Source organism: Arthrobacter alpinus (assembly GCF_900105965.1).
Taxonomy (GTDB): Bacteria; Actinomycetota; Actinomycetes; order Actinomycetales; family Micrococcaceae; genus Specibacter; species Specibacter alpinus.
Genome location: NZ_FNTV01000001.1, coordinates 2,403,814 through 2,423,456, shown reverse-complemented (window position 1 = coordinate 2,423,456; position 19,643 = coordinate 2,403,814). Strand labels below are relative to the sequence as shown.

The following is a 19,643-nucleotide window of genomic DNA, read 5'->3' as shown; positions in this document are numbered from 1 at the left end:
CAAGAAAAAACTGTGTGGTTCCGAAGTTTCCTCGGAACCACACAGTTCTTTGCGCGTCTTGAAACTATTTGAGGGTTGCCTTGGCCCTGCGCTTGTTGAAGACGTCAAACGCGACGGCTGCAAGCAGGACCAACCCCTTGATGAGCTGCTGGAACTCGGTACCAACACCCATGATGGACATGCCGTTGTTCAAGATACCGATGATCAGGCCACCAATGATGGCACCGATCACGGTTCCGACGCCGCCTGTCACGGCCGCGCCACCAATGAAGACAGCGGCGATGGCATCTAGCTCAAAACCTTCACCGGCCTTCGGGTTGGCCAGGTTGAGCTGGGCGGTGAAGACGAGCCCGGCCAGGGCTGCCAGAACACCCATGTTGATGAACAAGGTGAATGTCACGCGCTTGGTGTTCACACCGGAGAGTTCGGCTGCGTGGGCGTTGCCACCAACCGCGTAGATGTGACGGCCCCAAATGGAGTTTGCCATGACGGCCGAGTAACCCACCATGAGCACGCCCATGACCAGCAGGACGATCGGTGTGCCGCGGTAGCTGGCCAGCAGGAATGCGATGAGCAAGATCAAGGCAGCCGTGAAGGCCAGCTTGGCAACAAACCATGCGGTGGGCTCGTCGGCCAGGTTGTACTTCTTCAAGTTTGAGCGCTGCTTGATTCCGGCGATGACAAACGCTGCGGCGGCAAGAATGCCGAGCACCATGGTGAGCGGTTCAAGGAATGATGTTCCGCCGCCAAGATCGGGGAGGAAGCCGCTGCCCAAAGCCCGGAATTCATCTGGGAAAGGTGAAATCTGCTGGTTCTGCAGGGCGATCTGCGCCAATCCACGGAACGTGAGCATGCCGGCAAGAGTGACGATGAAGGACGGTATGCCGAAATAAGCAATCCAGAAGCCCTGCCACGCACCAACCAGGCCACCGAGTACGAGGCAGGCGATGATCGCAAGCCACCAAGGCATGTGCCACTGGGTAATCATGACGCCGGCCATGGCGCCAACAAACGCCACCACGGAGCCAACTGAAAGGTCAATATGCCCGGCAATAATGACCATGACCATGCCAACAGCCAAGATGAGGATGTAGCTGTTTTGAACGATCAGGTTGGAGACATTGATGGGTGCCAGGGTGATGCCGTTGGTGGTGATCTGGAAGAAGATGATGATCACGATCAAGGCGATGAAGAGCCCCACCTGCCGGAGTTGTCCGGTGAGGTATTGAAGGGCGGAATTTACGGCAGTCATCAGATGTCCTGCTCCTTTGCTTGGGTCATGAAACGCATTAGGTATTCTGCTGTTGCTTGGGCTCTGGGTACATCGGCCGTGATACGGCCTTCGGCCAGGGTGTAAATCCTGTCGCAGATACCTAACAGTTCGGGCAGCTCAGAGGAAATGACAAGGATGCCTTTACCTTGGTCAGCCAGTTGGTTGATGATGCCGTAGATCTCGTATTTGGCACCAACATCGATGCCACGCGTGGGTTCATCCAGGATGAGGACATCCGGGTTGGCGAACATCCATTTTGAAAGAACAACTTTTTGCTGGTTTCCGCCCGAGAGCTTTCCAGTGATGGAACCAACGCCGGGCGCCTTAATGTTCATGCTCTTGCGGAACCCCTCCGCGACAACATGTTCCTTGTGGCGGTCCACCCAACCCCAGCGGGCCAGTTTGGCGAGGGCGGCGCCGGAAACGTTGCGCCGGATGTTGTCCAAAAGATTCAGACCATAGTGTTTACGGTCCTCAGTTGCGTACGCGATGCCGTGCTTGATGGCTGCGGCGACGGTTTTTGTCTCAATGGCGACACCGTTTTTGTACACGGTTCCGCTGATATTAGTTCCGTAGGTGCGACCGAAAACGCTCATGGCAAGCTCGGTTCGCCCGGCGCCCATGAGTCCGGCGATGCCAACAATTTCTCCAGCATGAATCTTAAGGTTTGCAGCCTTGACCACCTGGCGGCTTTGATCCACCGGGTGATGGACGGTCCAGTCCTCAATGCGCAGGAGTTCCTCACCGATCGTCGGGGTGTGATCGGGGTAGCGGCTGTTCAGATCGCGCCCCACCATGCCCTTGATGATCCGCTCCTCGGAAATGTCATCAGCGTGCATGTCCAATGTTTCAATCGTTTGGCCATCTCGAATGATGGTCACCTTGTCGGCAACGGCCTTGATCTCATTGAGCTTGTGGCTGATCATGATCGAGGTAATGCCCTGGCCCTGCAGATGCTTGATCAGATTCAGGAGATTCTCTGAGTCGCTGTCATTCAAGGCTGCCGTGGGCTCGTCCAGAATGAGTAGCTTGACCTCTTTGGAGAGCGCCTTGGCGATTTCCACGAGCTGCTGCTTGCCAACACCCAATTCAGAAACTTTGGTGGTGGGGTGATCGTTCAGCCCTACCCGGGCCAGTAGCTTTGATGCTTCAAGATTGGTCTTGTTCCAGTCAACGAAGCCATTCTTGGCGAGTTCGTTGCCCAGGAAAATGTTCTCGGCAATGGAAAGAAACGGGCTTAGTGCCAGTTCCTGGTGAATGATGACAATGCCGGCAGCCTCTGAGGACTTGATGTCCTTGAACTGGCAGAGATGGTTCTCAAACCAGATTTCTCCGTCAAAGCTGCCTGCCGTGTATACGCCGGAGAGCACCTTCATGAGAGTGGATTTGCCGGCACCGTTTTCGCCACAGATGGCGTGTACTTCTCCGCGTTTGACCTCGAGCGAAACATCCTGGAGGGCCTTGACCCCTGGAAATGTCTTGGTGATGGCACGCATGTCAAGGATCGTTGATGTCACGATGGACCTTCATTTCGCGTTCGTGATGGGAATGTCATTCGTTTCGGTGGGGGCAGCTCCTGCCGCCCCCACCGAAAGGTCTCGCTACTTGAGGTCGTCGGCGGTGTAGTAGCCGCTGTCGATGAGTTCCTTCGAGTAGTTGGCCTTCGTGACGACTACAGGCTGCAGAAGGAAGGTCGGAACAACCTTGATCTTGTTGTTGTAGCTGGTGGTGTCATTGACCTCGGGGGTCTTGCCTTTGAGAAGGTCGTCCGCCATGGTCACGGCCTGGTCGCCCAGCTTGCGGGTGTCCTTGTAGATCGTGGAGTACTGTTGGCCGGCAATGATGGACTTGACTGACGCAGCCTCGGCATCCTGACCGGTGATGACCGGGAGGGCGCTGGCTGCGTAGCCGGAGGCTTCAAGGGCGGAAATGATACCGATGGAAATTCCGTCGTAGGGGGAGAGAATGCCGTCAACCTTTTCGCCGCCGGAGTAGGCGCTGGCGATCAGGTTCTGCATACGCTTCTGAGCCGTGGCCGGGTCCCAGCGCAGGGTTGCGATCTGAGTGAAGCCGGTCTGGCCACTCTTGACAACCAAGGTGCCGTTGTCGATGTACTTCTTGAGCGTCTTCATGGCGCCGTCGTAGAAGAAGGTGGCGTTGTTGTCATCAGGGCTGCCCGCGAACAGTTCAACGTTAAAGGGGCCGGTCTTGCCGGTTTCCTTGCCGGCATCGTCAAGGATGCCCAAACCGGTCAACAGTGACGTGGCCTGATCAACACCCACCTTTTCGTTGTCGAAGGTGGTGTAGAAATCCACGTTGGCGTTGCCGTTGATCAGACGGTCATAAGCAATGACCTTGATTCCGGCTTTCGCTGCGTCGTCCAGCTGATCGCTCAAAGCGGTTCCGTCGATCGAGGCAATGATCAGAACCTTGGCACCCTTGGTGATCATGTTGCTGACCTGCTGGACCTGCTGCGGGATCTTGTCATCGGCGTACTCAAGAGTGGTCTTGTAGCCCAACTTCTCCAGTGATTCCTGGATGGCGGTGCCGTCCTTGATCCAGCGTTCTGAGGTCTTCGTGGGCATCGCAATGCCAATGAGTGCTCCGCTGTTATCGCCTGCCGCGTTGGCATCTGCTGCTCCGCCGCCGCGGGTTCCACAACCTGTGGCACCGAGTGCCAGCCCGAGTGCCAGGGCACCAACGATTAGTGTCTTGAATTTCATGGTGAATTCCTTTACGCCCTGTGAGCGTCATTGCCACGGGATAGTAGGTTCAGCGAGTTGTTGACGAAGAGTCCCAACAAGGGAAGTTGCGCCGATCAACATTGTTAGCGCTAACATTCGTGACAAGTGTAACTCACGACACATGAAAGCTGTCAACTACTAGATTGAAACTGACCCAACGGCGTTTGGGGCACCTCGGCAGGGCGTTTCTGGTGCGAAACATTGTGTGCGCTCACGTAGGCAAAAAATAGATCCCGGCGGGCCCCGTCACCTATAAAAGGTGGTGAGGCCCGCCGGGATCGCTGAGTGGTGCCCAATCAAAATCAGGAACCTGAATAGCTGCCGTACTGTTCTCTAATAATCGGATGATGGTCCGCTGACGGAGCGGCATCGAGTTCCAGTTCCCAATCTGGACGTACGCCATTCAGCGCCCACTCTGCCTGGACAGCCGCGCCCCGAGCCACGTATTCGCCGGGCGCCGGGACGATCACCGGCACGCTAAACACCTGTGCCGCCACTGCCTGCACGGCAGGGTTTTGCGCTGCGCCGCCAATCAACAGCAATCGCTGGGCGTTGACTCCGGAGGCCGTCACAGCGTCGAGCCCATCAGCCAGGCCGCAGAGCATTCCTTCGATTGCGGCCCGGGCCGTGTTGGCCCGAGTTGTTGAGGCGATTGAAAGACCATGGAAACTTGCCTTGGCGTTTGGCAGGTTGGGGGTGCGTTCGCCCTCAAAGTAGGGAACCAGCACCACCCCGTCACTGCCGGGATTCGCAGCCAGGGCCAACTCCGCGAAGTCGTCAAAGGACACATCCAGTAGATCGGCCACGGAGCTGAGGATTCGCGCCGCATTCAAGGTGACGGCGATCGGCAGGTACGCACCGGCTGCGTCGGCAAATCCTGCAACCGTCCCCGAGGGGTCGTTCACGGCGGCCGTTGCCGCAGCGAACACCGTGCCGCTGGTACCCAGGGAAATGACAACGTCCCCGGCGGTGATCCCCAGTCCCAGGGCGCCCGCTGCGTTGTCGCCTGCCCCGGCGCCGATCACAATCTCATTGCCGCCTGAATGGTCGGCGTGCACCGTGCCCATAACGTCCGACGGTGCCACCACCTTGGGCAGCACAACGTGCGTTCCAGCCTGGCTGGGGGAGCCGGCTTCGCGGCCGGGCCGCCCAAAGGCAGCCTCGAACAGCTCAAGGTCATAGGCCCCCCGCGCTGGAGACCAATAGCCTGTGCCGCTGGCATCGGAACGGTCGGTTGCCAATTGCTCAAGGTCCGGACCCAGCGGACTTTCATCTGCGGGGCCATAGCCACGCAAACGCCAGGACAGCCAATCGTGGGGGAGCGCAACGGCGGCCACGTGTGCTGCGTTGGCCGCTTCGTTGTCACGCACCCAGCGAACCTTGGTGATGGTCAGCGAGGCAACAGGTACCGAGCCGGCACGCTCAACCAATGTTGCGGCACCAAACTCGGCAATGAGGGCCTCGGCGGACACCGCAGAACGGGTATCGTTCCACAGCAGGGCGTCGCGAATCACACGACCCTCTGCGTCCAGCAGGACCATTCCATGCTGTTGTCCAGCGATGGCGAGGGAGGAAACATCAGCCAGCCCTCCGGCGTCGTGCATGGCTTCTAACAACGCAGTCCACCAGAAGGTGGGGCTGACTTCCGTGCCGTCCGGGTGGGGTGCCCGGCCGGTGCGGATGGTGGCTCCGGTGTCGGAATCGAGAATGACAACCTTGCAGCTTTGGGTCGAGGAATCGATCCCGGCAACCAGTGCCATGGGGTTACCGGGCGCCCAGCAGGTGCTCAATGAAGAGCTGCTGCAGCTTGACGAAGCCGAAGCCCTTGCCGCCGAAGTACGATTCTGTGTCGAATTCCTCGTAGGAGGCCTTGTCGGCGCGGAGGGCTTCCCAGGTCTCACCCGGGTTCAGGGTGGGCTCGTTGATTTCATCCACGCGGGAGGCGAGCAGCGCGGCCTGAACCTCGGGATCGGCGCGAAATGCTGTGGCGCGTTCCTTGAGCAGCAGGTAGGTCTGCATGTTGGCGGCGGCCGAATCCCAAACGCCGTTGATGTCTTCGGTGCGTGAGGGCTTGTAGTCAAAGTGGCGCGGGCCGGTGTAGGACGGGCCACCGTTGGGGCCGCCGTTTTCAAGCAGGTCAACCAGGGAGAACGCGTTTTGCAGATCGCCATGGCCGAATACCAGGTCCTGATCAAACTTGATGGAGCGCTGGCCGTTGAGGTCAATGTGGAACAGCTTGCCCTGATAAAGCGCCTGGGCGATGCCGTGGGTGAAGTTCAGTCCTGCCATTTGCTCGTGGCCGGTTTCCGGGTTGATGCCCACCATTTCGGGGCGTTCGAGCGTTTCGATGAACGCCATGGCGTGGCCAAGGGTGGGCAGGAGGATGTCGCCGCGGGGTTCGTTCGGCTTGGGCTCAATCGCGAAGCGGATGTTGTAGCCCTTGTCGGTGACGTAATCGCCCAACAGGTTCACGGCCTCGCGGTAACGCTCCAGGGCGCCTCGGATGTCCTTGGCGGAATCGTATTCGCTGCCTTCGCGACCGCCCCACATGACGAACGTTTCCGCGCCCAGCTCGGCGGCCAGGTCAATGTTCTCGATGACCTTGCGGATGGCATAGCGACGCACGCCGCGGTCGTTGGAGGTGAATCCGCCGTCCTTGAAGACAGGGTGGCTGAAGAGGTTGGTAGTCACCATCGGCACGATCATGCCGGTGGAGTCCAGGGCGCCCTTGAGGCGGTCGATCTCGTGCTGGCGCTCTGCTGCCGTGGCATCGAACGGGAACAGATCGTTGTCGTGGAACGTCAGGCCATAGGCGCCCAGATCGCTGAGACGGTTGACGGCCTCAACGGTGTCCAGCTTGGGGCGTGTTGCCGATCCGAACTGGTCCTGTGCTTCCCATCCGACGGTCCAGAGACCGAATGAGAATTTGTCTTCGCGGGTTGGCTGCAATGCCATGGGTTACCTCCGGGGTGATGTGAGTCTCAAATAAATAAGTTCTGAGTAAGAACATATTGCAGGAAGTGGCCTACGTCAAGCGAATTGCCATGGGAATTGCCGTGAGCTGAGTTCCGGTAAATTCTTGAACAAAGTGCCATACTCGGTGTAAAGCGGGCATTAAGTTGCTAATGTAATCAAATGTGTCACGCCAACGTCCTTCAAGAACGACGCCGGACCACGGCTCAGGTGGCGACCGGCGGCTGCCCAGCACCTTGCGCAGGCGGCGAAGGGCCTGATCGAGTGCAGCACAGTACGCTTATTGGCAGTGAAAGAGGTGAGTTCAGTGGCAACCATGGAACAGACGCGTCCGGGGCAAAGAGGCAACAACCTCGATGATGTGAGGCGCAACAATCTCGCGATCGTGCTGGGGCTGGCCCATGTCCGGGGGAGGGTTTCCCGTGCGGAGGTCACCAAGATGACCGGACTGAACCGCTCAACCGTTGGCGGGCTGGTTGCTGAGCTGGTGGAGCTTGGCCTGGTCGATGAACGCGAACCCGGCGCTAGCAGCCATGCCGGCCGGCCCAGCGCCATCATCGTGCCCCGAGAAGACATCGTGGCCATCGCAGTTAACCCTGAGGTCGATGCCGTGACCATTGGGCTGGTTTCACTCTCCGGCCAGGTGCTCAAACGTATCCGCTATGACACCGCCCGCGTCCCCACCCCTGATGAAGTGGTCAATATTGTTGGCGCCGTGGTGGCCGGAATGCGGGGAGAACTGGATAGTTCCTACCGCACAGTGGGTGTGGGAGTTGCCGTGCCGGGACTGGTTCGCGGAACCGACGGCGAGGTTGTTGTGGCGCCTCACCTCGACTGGCACAACGTGCCTTTCTCGGCGATGCTCGGTGACGCGTTGGGTCTTCCCGTTGTCTCCGCCAACGATGCATCCGCCGCAATTTCGGCGGAAAGTACCTTTGGCTCCGGCCGCGGGGCACGCCAGCATATTTATCTCAACGGCGGTGCCAGCGGTATTGGTGGCGGCATTGTCATCAACAACGAGCTCTACCGGGGACTGAGTGGATTCGCAGGCGAGTTTGGACATACTCTGGTGAATTCAGCCGGGATGTTGTGTCATTGTGGGGCGCACGGCTGCCTGGAAACCGAGGTTCGGCAGTCGGCACTGCTTGCCGCAGTTGGCTTGGACGCTGCCGAAAGCGAGCAGCTGGAGAGCGTTTTGCTGGCCGAATTTGCTCGACAGGAAGGTGCAGAGCCTGCCGTCTTGGAACTTGTCACCCGGCAGGTGGGGTTCCTGGCTGAGGCCCTGCGGGGAACCGTCAACATTTTCAACCCGGAACTGGTTATTTTGGGTGGCTTCCTCGGACTTTTGTATGCGGTGGCGCCGAAGCTATTGGAATCGGGTGTTCGCGGCCGCGTGCTCATGGGGCCGCGCGAAGACGTCAGGTTTGCTCGCGCCGAGCTAGGCCTGGACCTGCTCATGATTGGCGCGGCACAGCTGGCATTCGCCCCGCTCCTGGCCGACCCGGCGAGCATCACAAAGTCACGGCTCAAGGCCAGCTAACAAGCGGCGGTGGTCGGGTCCTGACTCTTACAGTGAGTCCGGCTCGATCTCGGCTTCTTCTTCCAGCGCAGCTGCGTGCTCGTTGATTTCCTCGATGTCCGGGGAAACCATCTCGGAGTAGACCTCAGCCAGGGGATCGGCGGAGGAGGGCTCGTTGATCAAGTCTTTGTCGTCATAATCGGAGTTCTTGCTCATGTTCACACAATAGCCCCGGCGAGGCGGCGCGGGTAGATCTTTGCGCACCCAGGAACTTGCGGCGTTCAAGGCACCGGATATGTCCTTTCGCATTCACAACGAGCCAAGCTCGCGACGCATGATCCCACTGCCGCCGAGCTGTCCCGGCAAGATAATCTCCGAACCGATGTCACACTTTGCTGATACCAGCGTCTTTCCAAGTGGGAACCCCAACGTGGGGCTCCGGAAAGAAGGAAATTCCTCATGTTGAACCTCGTCATCTTTGACTTCCCCTTTGAGGGCCCCTTCGGCGCTGACATGGCAACTGCCTTCGCGCCGCTGGCTGCCGAAATCGACAAGCAACCCGGCCTTGTCTGGAAAGTTTGGACGGAGAAGCCGGGCGAGAAATCCGCGGGTGGGGTTTACCTCTTCGCCGACGCTGCGGCCGCCGATGATTTCATAGAGCTGCACTCAGGCCGGTTGGAATCCTTGGGCGTCACAGGAGTGATCATCAACCGTCATGAAGTCAACGAGCCGCTGTCCGCGATCACGAATGCTTCGCTGAGCCGGGAGTAGCACCGTCCCGGCTCTCGATGAGCCGCTTGCGGGCCCGGGATATCCGCTGCCGCACGGCGGCAGCGGATATCTGCAGTCGATCGGCGATCTCGGGTGCGGTCAGCTCTTCTGCCACGCTGAGGATCAGCGGTTCTCGGAGCGTTAGCGGGAGATTCGCGATGGCGTGCAATGCGCTGTTAAGGATCTCCCGGACTTCACTTTCTCGAGGGAAGCTCTTGGGATCTTCGATGCTTTCCTCGAGCGGTACCAGCGAGGCCCGCGCTTGCTTGCGGGCGAGGTCGATCGCAGTGTTTCGTGCAATTCTGTCCAGCCACGAGCACATCTGTCCGGGTTCCAGGGACTGCAATGTTTCGATGGAGCGCCAAGCCCGCAGCAAAGCCGTTTGGGCCACATCTTGGGCGTCGTCTGGAGCGACACCCAGGGAGATGCTTCGCCGTCTAAGCCTGTCCGGTTGGCCAGAAATCATGGCAAGAAACGACGACCGAGCATCCCGGCTGCGCTTCGCAGTTTCGTGGACGATCATGGACACCAACCATCTGAAGTGAGGGGCTGCCAGATTGGAGGGCCCCATCCAATGTTAATACAGTCGTGTGATGGCACTGCGTGGGTGGGTTCAGCCCGATCCAGTCAACGTCCCGACCGTGAAGCCAACAGTTCTCGACGCCTACATAAGCGCAACGTTAGGTGCACCATTAAGCTATCCGGCGCCAAGGGTCCGCAATGTGCTGCCCGTGAATCCTCGTACAGTGTTCTGCCAAACGTTGACAAGCCCCAAGAGGTTTTCGCCGTCGGCCCGGTGCGCGCCGGTTTCATTTTCGAGCATGTGCAACACGCTGGTGCGCAGCTCAGTGTTGAAGTTGACCTTGCCCACGCCAAACGCCGGAGTTCGGGCGAGATCGTCGGCGGGAATACCGGACGCTCCGTGGAGTACCAGCGGAACACCGGAGAAAGCTGAGATTTGCTCCAGCAGATCCCACCGAAGGTTGGGCTCGCCGGCGTACTTGCCGTGGACATTTCCGACGGCGACGGCAAGCAGCTGCGCTCCGCTGTCGCGGACAAATCCAGCAACCTGATCTGCCGCTGTCAACCCTGTAGCCACAGCTGCGAAAGCGCGGTCCTCGTCGCCAGCCAGCCCGCCCAGCTCGGCCTCGATGACCACGGAAGGATCGGCAATGGCTTCCCGCACCGCGCGAACCAAAGCGATGTTGGCGTTGATATCCAGGGAAGATCCGTCGGCCAGGACGGAGTCAGCTCCGGCCTCGATGCCAGCCAAAATCGTGGGGATGTCGCTTGCATGATCCAGTTGTACAGACACTGGAACAGAAGCGGCATCCGCCAACGCTCGCAGGGCCGTCACAAGCCGCAGACCCTGCGTTGATGCGGCGGTCTTCGGGGCAACCAAGAGAATCACTCCGCGGCCGGCCGATTCGGCTTCGGCCACCACGGCAAGGGCTGTGGTGAAGTCGTAGCAGGTGAATGCTGGGACGGCGTTGCCGCGGGCCAGGGATTCAGAAACCAAGGTGTTCAATGATGTACGCATCAGGTGTTCAAGCCTCCTACAAAGATCCAAACTACAAAGGTCAGTGCAAATCCGGCCAGTCCAAGGATGGTGGTGAGCACCGTCCAGGTCCGCAAGCCGTCGGCGACAGTCAAGCCGTAGTAGCGGACCACCACCCAGAATCCGGCGTCGGTGACGTGGGAGAGGCCCAGCGCTCCAAAACCGATCGCGACTGTAATGACGGCGATCTGGAGCGGCGAGTAACCGCCAGCCAAGATCGCGCTGGAAAGCAGTCCCGTGGTGGTCACGATGGCCACAGTTGCCGAACCCTGGGCCGCACGCAAGGCCAGGGAAATGATGAAGCCGAGCAGCAGAACGGGAACGCCCCAGCCGTCGAGCGTGTGGGACAGTGCCCCGCCAATTCCGCTGACCTGCAGGACGGTGCCAAAGATGCCACCACCAGCCACGATCATCAAGATGGAGGCGATGGGCGGCAGCGCACCCTCAAAGATGTCGCTGGTTTCCTGGAGGGACCAGCCGCGGCGGACCGCCAACGTGAAGAAGGAAAGCCCCACGGCCACGAGCAAGGCGAAGAAGGGGTTGCCCACAAACGAGCTGAAGCTGTACCAGAACGAGTCTTTGGGGAGCGTCATGGTGCCGATGGTGCCGGCAAGGATCAAGACAATCGGAGCGGCAATAAGCCCAATGATCAAGCGGGGGCGAGGCGGCGCCGTGGTGCCCTTGTGTGATGCCACGAGGGTTTCCGGGTTACCGAACTCCTCAATCTGCGCACGCACGCTGGGCAACAGGGCAAATTCCTTGCGGTTCATGATGCTGGCAACCCAGTAGGACAGGAAGCCCAGTGGCACACAGATGATCAGTGAAATGATCATGATGAGTCCAACATCGGCTCCCAGAACGCCTGCACCGGCCACAATGCCCGGGTGCGGCGGAACGGCCACGTGGATGGCAAGCATGATGCCGGCCATGGGCAAACCAAACTTGATGGGGTGGACCTTGGCGATTTTGGCGAACGCATAGACGATCGGCACAAGGACAATCACGCCAACTTCAAAGAACACCGGGATGGCAACCAGGAAGCCAACAATGGTCAAGGCAACGGCCACACGCTTGGGCCCCAGCTTGGCCGTGAAGTGGTCGGCCAACGATTGCACGCCGCCGGAAACTTCAATCATGCGTCCCAGAATGGCGCCAAGAGCAATAAGCAACGCCACTTTGCCCATGGTTCCGCCCACTCCCGTGGAGACAACTGTGAAAATGCTGCCCAGCGGAATCCGGGCCGCCACGGCCACCAGAATACTGACGGTCAGCAGCGCCACGAAGGCGTGGATCTTGAAGCGGATGATCATGACAAGAAGCAGGGCCACGCCAGCGGCGGCGATCGCCAACAATAGTGGCGTTCCAAGCTCTACTTCAGGCTTGATGACCGGAGCGTCAGCCGCAGCAAGCATCAAGGGGGTGATGAGGGTGTTCATGGTTCAGATGTCTCCTTTGACACGAAGTATCAGGGGTTAGGTGCTGGGTGCCTAGCCGGCGTGACGCTGGGTGGGGGCAACAACCTTGATGACGGCGGAGTCGTCCTCTGCGGCCAGACCCTGGGCCTGACCCAGCAGGAAAAGCTGCTCGGCGGCTGCGGCAACGGGAGCTGCCAGACCGGCGGCACGTGCGGCCTTGCCAACAATGCCCATGTCCTTGACGAAGATATCCAAACGGCTAAGGACCTCGGCGCCGTCTTCGGTGTACGCCTCGAGGATGCGGGGGCCGCGGTTGGAGAGCATGAATGATCCGGCGGCACCGGCTTCGAGAGCGGCCAAGGTCTTCGCCTGGTCAAGTCCCAGTGCATCGGCCAGCGCAAGTGCCTCGGCTGCGGCAGCAATGTGGACACCGCACAACAGCTGATTGACGGTTTTGAGGGCCTGTCCGTCGCCTGGCTTGTCACCAACGATCGAGAGAGTTGAAGCCAGCAATTCAAGGACCGGGGCAGCCTGGCGTTGAGCTTCGGGGGAGGCGCCAACAACGATCAGCAGGTCGCCCTGGCCGGCGCGGACGGGTCCGCCGGACAAGGGTGCGTCCACGAGTTCAACGCCGAAGTCTGCCAACCGCGCCACCGTGGAAGGGATGGCTTCGGTGCCCACAGTGCTGGTGAGGATGACAACAGAGCCCTTGGCCAGTACGGCGGCTACGCCGTTCGCACCAAAAAGCACCTCGTTGAGCTGTTCGCCGTTGCGGACGGCCAGCAGGAGGGCGTCCGCACCGCGGGCTGCAGCCTGCGCCGAGTCAAAGGTGTGGATGCCGGCTTCTTCGGCCAGCTTCAGGCGCGGCTCGGCGATGTCGAAGCCGTTCACGGTCAATTCTGAAGCTAAACGGGTGGCCATGGGAAGTCCCATGGCGCCCAGGCCCAGTACGGTAACGGTGTAGTTGATGCTCATGATGGTCTCCTTGAAAGTTTGTGGTTTAGAACGTGTCGCTGAGCTTGCGGGTGACGTCGGCGAGGGATTGATCGTCGCCCACGTTGCCGGCGAAGACGATGTAGGGAATCCCTGCGGCTGGGCCGTCAACCGGTTCCCACAGCGAAACGATGCCCGGAAGCATGGGACCGCGGACAATGGCGTGGCGGATTTCCAGCCCGTGCGCGGCCACATCGGAGGACGTGATGCCGCCCTTGGCAATGACGAATCGCGGTGGAGTGGTCTTGAGCGTCCGGTTGACTACATCGACGACGGCGGCCGAGACTGTTCGGGCGATCTTCAGGCTCGCTGCGGCGTCATCGGTTTTGATTAGCAGGCGGCTGGTGTGGACAATGACGTCACCCGCTGCCAACGCGGCCACAATGTCGGCGACGACGGCGGACACGTGAGCGCCGCCGTCGTCCGACAGGAGTTGTTCCACATCAATCTCGACGATTCGAGCCGAGCTGTGGGCATCGGTGAGCGCCTTGAGCTGGCGGGTGGTCACGCCCACGTGGGAACCAACCACGATCAAGCCGCCGCGGGCTGAGCCTGCTGGAACCGTCCGGCCAGCGTGGAAGATTTCAGCGGCGACCAGCGGCTCGTGGATTTCCTGGCCAATGCGGGCGCGCACAAACGGCGGCCCAACCCGGTAGATGAATGACTTTCCGCGACGCTCGGATTCTTCCAACCCCAATGCCAGGACGCGCAGATCGTTTTCCGTCACGGCGTCGACCACGATCGGGGTGGAATCCGTGGCAGCGTCGAGGGCATCAGCGATCGCTGTGGCGCCAGTCTCGGGGGTATCGCGGCGAATGAGGTGAAGGTCAATCGTGATGACGCGGGTGGCGGGAATGCGGCCGCCGGACTTTTCTTCGACGTAGTCGGCAAGGGAGGAGTGAGTGAAGCCGAAGCTGGCGTCCTTGGCGAATTCAGTTTCGGCAACGGGGATGAGAGCACCCTGGTCACCGCGGGTGTAGTGAATGCCGCCGATCGTGATGCGGCCAGCGTCGGGGAAGGCCGGAACGATGACCACGCCGTCGACCGAGCCAGCGCCTTCGGTGCCCATCGTCGCGGCAATGGTGTCCGGCTCAAGGGGGAAGTGTCCGCGGAGAGTTGAATCGCTGCGGCTTACGAAGCCCACAGAAATGCCAGCCGCACGGGCCGAAGCCAAGGCGTTGACCACGATCTCCTGGTTGCGGGCCTGGGCTTCGGCGGGGTCCAGGCTGCGGGTGTTGGTCAGGACGTACACAGCCTTGGCTGCGGCGCCGTCGATCCTGTGAGCGAAAACCCAATCGAAGTCCGCAACGTCCCAACGGGTGAGGACGGGCAGGCCGGAGACGGACTGGGTTCCGGTGGGATCGTCGTCGAGAACAATGAGTACGCGGTTGGAGGCGGCAACTGTGCTCGCCACCATGCTGGCCGGTACGTGGACCTCGGCCGGGAAGCCTGCCAACAGCTCGGATTCAACAATCATTACTTCACACCTCTTTGTGGGGAAACTCTTTTGTAAGATGTCTGACATCTAACATTTGAATGTTATTGTGGCACGAGACACAGGGTCTTCGCAAGTGGATGCCCAGGGCCCGGCGGGAAGGCCCTAAACTGATGATCCGAGGATGTGAGGAAAGGGAGACATGGCGCGCAAGTCGTTGACCGACGTGGTGGCTGATGATTTGCTGGACCGAATCGTCGCGGGAGAATTCGCACCCGATTCGCTGGTTCCTGGTGAGTTGGAGCTGAGTTCCCAGCATGATGTGAGCCGTATGACGGTCCGGGAAGCCATGAAGACTCTGGTGGCCCAGCGCATTCTCCGTGTTGAACGGGGGCGGGGAACGTTCGTCAATCCGCTTGGTAGCTGGGGCTCGCTCAATGCCGTGCTTCGCGCTGTTTCCGAGGGGGAGGACGACGCCGTCGTGGCCGTCCAGCTGATCGAGCTGCGTCGCATGTTGGAGACGGGCGCCTGCGAGTTGGCGGCAACGCGCATTTCTGACGAGGACTTGGCGCGCATGGCGGATCAGGTGAGCCGGATGAAGGCAGCCCATGAGGCTGGGGACGTACCCGCGTTCGTTGAATCTGACCTTGCGTTTCACGACATCATTCTGCAGGCCTCGGGCAACATCTTTGTGGCCGTTCTCTTTGAGCCCTTGCATCGCATCCTGGAAAATCGCCGAGCGGAGACGTCTCGGGTGCCTGAGATTCAGGCCAATGCAATCGTCATGCATGCGGCCATCCTGAAGGCACTTACAGTCCGCACGCCCGAGCTGGCCAGGGTTGCCATGGACAATCACATGACCCAGACCCTGAATGATCTCAAGAGCTACGTGCTCCACTCACAGTAAGTTGTGTGGCTAAGGTTCGACGGCGCCCAGCCTAGCTTTGTGTGGGTGGGTGGGCCAGCTATTCTGCCGACCCCGGCACAAAGAATGATGTTGCCGACAGTCGTGTCCCATCCAGCAGAACCATCCATTCGTAGGTCGCCCCCGTGGGCAGTGGCAGTCCGCCGGGGAAGTTCAGTACGACGTTGGAGCTTCCCGGGAATCCCATTGGTGGCGACTGGACATCTGGTGTCACCGAGTGTCGGAAATCGACCGACTGGTTGAACCTGAGCACGTTGGGCCCATCCGTGCCGGCCACCGTGACGGGTTGGCCGTCCGAATCCACGAGGACTATTTCCACCGCGGCCTGCGTCTCGTCAAAGGTGGGAATGCTGACCGTGACGCTCACAAAAACTGAGAACGGCGCCGTCTGACCGCCCTCGGAGTCCGATCCCAGAAACTGGATGCCGCCACCAATCACATTGACCTTCCCGGCAGCGTCAATGTTGACGAAATCCGCGATCAGAATGGTGGCGCTTGCGCTCGATAGATCTGTCATGGGGACGTCTCCGTGGCTGTCAGAGGGCTGTTGCCTTAACCATAGGCTGTGCTGCGGGTCGAGTGCGCCCCTGCGGTGGATCCTGCCGCCGTTGGTCGAGCTTGTCGAGACCTAGATTTCGGCTAGATCAAAGGGCGAGGCCCAAGGCGGGGTCTTCGAGTGCCCGGTGGATGGCGTTGAGGTTGAGGATTTCTTCTTCCTCGGCGTTGGCTGGGAAGAGGCCGGGTGGGGGTTCGGGCATGCCTGCCGGTCCCCAGCTGCCGTCGTCTTCTGGCGTGTCGAGTAGTTCCTTTTCCCAGTCGTGTTCAGATTGCTCTGCGAGCTTTTGTGCGAGCTTGGCGTCCATGGCCGTTTTGATCCATTCGGGGTAGGCGGGTGGTTGCTCGAGGCCGGGCTCTGGTGGGCAGTATTGGCCCGTGGGTGTGGTCCAGGAAACACGGCCGCCTTCTTCGCGTCGGGGTGTCCAGCCGCGCAGGTGGAGATTGTTCCGTTCGGGTTCGTTGATGGATCGATACTGGCCGTCATGGTTTTTGTCGTCTTTGAAGTGCTTCATGTGGTGGTGGCGTTTGCAGAGATGTTCGAGGTTTGCTGGGGTGGTTTTCCCGCCTGCGTTGAAGGCTTGGATATGGTCGATCTCGGAGGTGGAGGCTTTCGCGTTGCAGCCGGGGAATTGGCAGTATTCATCTCTGATGCGCAGCATGGTCCGCATCGTTTTGGTGATCCGGTAGCAATCCATGCCCGCCTCGAGGGGTTTGTTGCTGATGGGATCGACCAGGAGCCGGTAGATGCTTGGCGCGGATTCACTCATCCGCCGGGCGATGTCCATGCTGATGGGTCCGGCGCCTTCCATCCAGGCTGGCTCATTCGTAAGCCCCAGTAGTGAGAAGACGGGAATCATCACGACCGGTAGTGCCTGTGGCAGGGGCGGGTACGGGGTGTCTTGGCCGTTGTTGGGTTCCGCACCGGGGTCTGTTTCGGGTTCCTCACCGAGTGGTCCTTGAGACTGGGTGGGGAGAGCCGTGGGGAGGGGTTCGAGGCGGATGACGTCTAGTCCTGGATGCCACTGCGGATTGTTCCTGATGTCCGGGTCCCTGAACCCGGGAGAGGAATAATCGGGGTCGTCAAAGACCGGAGTCACCCCTTGTTCTAGGGTGAAGGCGCCGTGATGCGGGTCGGGGAATTCTCCGACAGTGCAAGGATCGGGCTCCGTCGGTGCAAACCACGGATCCCCAGCATGAGCGCTGGCACCTGGATCAGCGACGTCGTCGATATTTGTCTCGGGGGCGGGGCGGTAGATGTGGTTCTCGCTCATGGTTTGGTTCAGGAGCAGGGCTGCGGCCACGTCGGCGCGGAGTTGGGTCAGGGTGCGGGTTTCGTGGGGGCCTTGGGCTGCGGTGGCGGTGAGGGTGCATTGGTCCCAGATCGCCTCGATCGCGGGGGAGGGTGCGTAGAGGCTGAGCCAGGACATCCCATCCAGGCTCCGGCTGATATTGATCCGGCGATCCGTATACGCGCGGCGAGTCCGGGCGGGGATGGTTTCCGGGTGGGAGCGTTCCCGCAGGCGACGTGCTTTCTCCCGAAAGCTCCGCAAGGTACTGCCCTCAGCCTTGCTCAGGAGTTGTTGCTCAAACCCGGCCACGGTTTCTGTTGGGATGCCGGTGGTGCGAAGCAGGTCTGATTCCTCGGCGATGACGACTGCGTAGTCCCAGCCCAGCTCCCCGGATTCCATGGCGGCCAGGGACTCGGGCAACTCACGAACGAGAGTCGTGGCGTGTGCCATGAGCCTGCCGGCCGCACCTTCCGGGATGTGGAGGGTGATGGCGAGTTCGGCGCGGACTTGATCCAGGGAGTGGGTGCGTTGCCAGGGATCCAGGCTCAGGAGGCGGCCCTCGATCAGGGTGGTTGATTCGAGTTGTTCCACGAGCGTGATCAGTAACGCGGCGCACTGGTTTTGATGCCGGTGCAGGGCCGCGACGGCGTGCAAGCACTGATCCATCAGGGACCGGACCCCATCCAACTGCGAATACGAGGCTGGCCCGGTTGCTCGGGGGGCCGGACGTGGCGGCAGTTCGCGGAGGGCGTGGAGGCAGTGCTCGAGTGGCTCGACCCTGGGCAAGGGGAGCGCGGCAATCAGTTCCGCCACACTGGCTGTGGTGGATGAATCACCCCGAGACTCCGGGAAATCCGTTGAACTACCCATACCACAATTTTAGTCTATATTTTCTTGAAGGACTATAGTTGCTAGAAGTTTTATTCTATAAATTGTTCGTGGATGGTTTCATCGGCACGTGGACCGCCTCTTCTGTCACGGACCAACGTACCGACACAGTGCGTCGGATGCGTGCACGGTGGGTTGAGCCTGCCGAAACCCTTGCTTTCAACAAGCCCAACCCACCATGCGCCTAGCTAGGCGAGAACGGCTTGGTCTTGTGGCCCGGCTTCGTGGGCTTGACCTTGTAATCCTTCCCGTTCATTCGGATGGTGATGTTGCCCTGGTTCGGTGACTTGTCGCCAATGACAACAACCTCGGTGACCTTTCCGGACTTCCAGGTGCAATCGATTTGGTAGCCTCCGCGTGCCCGGAGTCCGGTGAAGGCTCCGTCAGCCCAAGACGCGGGCAGTGCAGGGAGTAGGTGGATGGTGCCGGTGTGGCTCTGGATCAGCATCTCCGCCACGGCACCTGTGATGCCGAAGTTGCCGTCCATCTGGAACGGCGGGTGGTTGCAGAACAGGTTGGGCAAGGTGTTGAAGCTCAGCAATCCGCGCACCATGAACCGGGCGCGTTCGGCTTCACCCAAGCGGGCAAACAGTGCAGCACGCCATGGCCAGGTCCAGGACCGGCGGCTGTCGCCGGAGACGCTGCCTTCCGTGAAGGGCGTTCCGTCCTTCTCGCCGCAGCGTGCTTTCAATGAGACCAACGCGGCCGCGGCCAGTTCCGGTGATTCTGCCAGATTGATTTGACGCCCCGGGTACACCGCGAACAAGTGGGAAGTATGGCGGTGGATATCGGCGGGGTCATCCCTGTCTGCTTGCCATTCCTGCAATTGACCCCACTTCCCAATCTTGTTGGGGGCCAACTTGTTCTGCAGCTCTTGGACGCGAGCCTGATAGTCCGGGTCCAATCCCGCTGCGGCCTCGCAGTCAACGTAGTTCTGGAAGAGGTCCCAGATGATCTGCTGGTCATACATGACACCGTTTTCGCGGGGCCCATGTTCGGGCGACCATCCATCCGGGGCCACCAGCTTGCCGTTGGCATCCAACACCAGCCGGTCCTCCCAGAACTGGCAGATCTCCTTCAGGAGCGGAACAGCCGTCTCGCGCAGGTAGGCCTTGTCCTGTGTAAAGGCCCAGTGCTCGTAAATGTGTTGGCCATACCAAGCGCTGGCAACGGTGTTCCACTCCCACGAGTTGCCACCGAAGATGCTCTGGCTGGTCCTGGCCGTCCAGCCGCGAGTGTCCGCTCCAAATGCGTTGCGGGTGGCGACCCGGCTGGGCACCGCAACTTGTTTGATGAACTCGA

17 protein-coding genes are annotated in these 19,643 nt (G+C 60.3%); 3 read left to right on the top strand and 14 right to left on the bottom strand.

Annotation, left to right across the window (positions count from 1 at the left end):
• Positions 1 to 64: 64 nt before the first annotated feature.
• From mmsB to xylA, 5 genes are all read right to left on the bottom strand, one after another.
• Complete coding sequence (gene mmsB / locus BLV41_RS11055) at positions 65 to 1,252, bottom strand: multiple monosaccharide ABC transporter permease (protein WP_044577118.1); 1,188 nt, start codon at positions 1,250 to 1,252, stop codon at positions 65 to 67.
• Entirely contained in the window at positions 1,252 to 2,769 is a 1,518-nt protein-coding gene (gene mmsA / locus BLV41_RS11050) for a multiple monosaccharide ABC transporter ATP-binding protein (protein WP_425284293.1), read from the bottom strand. Before mmsA ends, mmsB begins: the two co-directional genes overlap by 1 nt.
• Before the next feature lie 105 nt (positions 2,770 to 2,874).
• Positions 2,875 to 3,996: a multiple monosaccharide ABC transporter substrate-binding protein gene (gene chvE / locus BLV41_RS11045; RefSeq protein WP_074711676.1), complete on the bottom strand. Its 1,122-nt coding sequence runs from the start codon at positions 3,994 to 3,996 to the stop codon at positions 2,875 to 2,877.
• Between the two features lie 323 nt (positions 3,997 to 4,319).
• Positions 4,320 to 5,777, bottom strand: coding sequence for a xylulokinase (gene xylB / locus BLV41_RS11040; protein ID WP_074711675.1), 1,458 nt, complete (start codon positions 5,775 to 5,777; stop codon positions 4,320 to 4,322).
• 4 nt (positions 5,778 to 5,781) lie between these two features.
• Positions 5,782 to 6,972, bottom strand: coding sequence for a xylose isomerase (gene xylA, locus BLV41_RS11035; RefSeq protein WP_074711674.1), 1,191 nt, complete (start codon positions 6,970 to 6,972; stop codon positions 5,782 to 5,784).
• A 334-nt stretch (positions 6,973 to 7,306) separates the two neighbouring features.
• Here xylA and BLV41_RS11030 point away from each other — a divergent pair, with 334 nt between their 5' ends.
• On the top strand, positions 7,307 to 8,530 hold the full coding sequence (locus BLV41_RS11030) for an ROK family protein (RefSeq protein ID WP_074713269.1): 1,224 nt from the start codon (positions 7,307 to 7,309) through the stop codon (positions 8,528 to 8,530).
• 27 nt (positions 8,531 to 8,557) lie between these two features.
• On the opposite strand, the gene BLV41_RS22075 is transcribed toward BLV41_RS11030, so the two are convergent.
• Positions 8,558 to 8,725 carry a hypothetical protein gene (locus tag BLV41_RS22075; RefSeq protein ID WP_170835460.1) on the bottom strand — a complete coding sequence of 56 codons (168 nt, stop codon included), beginning with the start codon at positions 8,723 to 8,725 and terminating at the stop codon, positions 8,558 to 8,560.
• Between the two features lie 243 nt (positions 8,726 to 8,968).
• Here BLV41_RS22075 and BLV41_RS11025 point away from each other — a divergent pair, with 243 nt between their 5' ends.
• Complete coding sequence (locus tag BLV41_RS11025; RefSeq protein WP_074711673.1) at positions 8,969 to 9,280, top strand: monooxygenase; 312 nt, start codon at positions 8,969 to 8,971, stop codon at positions 9,278 to 9,280.
• Here BLV41_RS11025 and BLV41_RS11020 read toward each other — a convergent pair.
• From BLV41_RS11020 to BLV41_RS11000, 5 genes are all read right to left on the bottom strand, one after another.
• Positions 9,252 to 9,746 carry an RNA polymerase sigma factor gene (locus BLV41_RS11020; protein ID WP_244516859.1) on the bottom strand — a complete coding sequence of 165 codons (495 nt, stop codon included), beginning with the start codon at positions 9,744 to 9,746 and terminating at the stop codon, positions 9,252 to 9,254. The genes BLV41_RS11025 and BLV41_RS11020 overlap by 29 nt on opposite strands.
• A 231-nt stretch (positions 9,747 to 9,977) precedes the next feature.
• Positions 9,978 to 10,820, bottom strand: a complete 843-nt coding sequence (locus tag BLV41_RS11015; RefSeq protein ID WP_074711671.1) for a class II fructose-bisphosphate aldolase — start codon at positions 10,818 to 10,820, stop codon at positions 9,978 to 9,980.
• Entirely contained in the window at positions 10,820 to 12,274 is a 1,455-nt protein-coding gene (locus BLV41_RS11010; protein ID WP_074711670.1) for a GntP family transporter, read from the bottom strand. The genes BLV41_RS11015 and BLV41_RS11010 overlap by 1 nt, the downstream gene beginning before the upstream one ends.
• A gap of 51 nt (positions 12,275 to 12,325) precedes the next feature.
• A complete protein-coding gene (locus tag BLV41_RS11005; protein WP_074711669.1) occupies positions 12,326 to 13,228 on the bottom strand; it encodes an NAD(P)-dependent oxidoreductase in 903 nt (300 codons plus the stop codon).
• 25 nt (positions 13,229 to 13,253) lie between these two features.
• Complete coding sequence (locus BLV41_RS11000; protein ID WP_074711668.1) at positions 13,254 to 14,723, bottom strand: four-carbon acid sugar kinase family protein; 1,470 nt, start codon at positions 14,721 to 14,723, stop codon at positions 13,254 to 13,256.
• A gap of 160 nt (positions 14,724 to 14,883) precedes the next feature.
• On the opposite strand from BLV41_RS11000, the gene BLV41_RS10995 reads away from it, so the two are divergent.
• A complete protein-coding gene (locus BLV41_RS10995; RefSeq protein ID WP_044577144.1) occupies positions 14,884 to 15,588 on the top strand; it encodes a FadR/GntR family transcriptional regulator in 705 nt (234 codons plus the stop codon).
• A 58-nt stretch (positions 15,589 to 15,646) separates the two neighbouring features.
• Here the strand turns inward: BLV41_RS10995 and BLV41_RS10990 are convergent, their stop codons facing one another.
• The 3 genes from BLV41_RS10990 to BLV41_RS22295 form a co-directional block, all read right to left on the bottom strand.
• Positions 15,647 to 16,123: a DUF6941 family protein gene (locus BLV41_RS10990; protein WP_044577147.1), complete on the bottom strand. Its 477-nt coding sequence runs from the start codon at positions 16,121 to 16,123 to the stop codon at positions 15,647 to 15,649.
• A gap of 127 nt (positions 16,124 to 16,250) precedes the next feature.
• On the bottom strand, positions 16,251 to 18,323 hold the full coding sequence (locus BLV41_RS10985; protein ID WP_083360732.1) for an HNH endonuclease signature motif containing protein: 2,073 nt from the start codon (positions 18,321 to 18,323) through the stop codon (positions 16,251 to 16,253).
• Positions 18,324 to 18,525: 202 nt separating this feature from the next.
• A complete protein-coding gene (locus BLV41_RS22295) occupies positions 18,526 to 19,620 on the bottom strand; it encodes a glycosyl hydrolase family 95 catalytic domain-containing protein (protein ID WP_425284273.1) in 1,095 nt (364 codons plus the stop codon).
• Between the last annotated feature and the right edge of the window lie 23 nt (positions 19,621 to 19,643).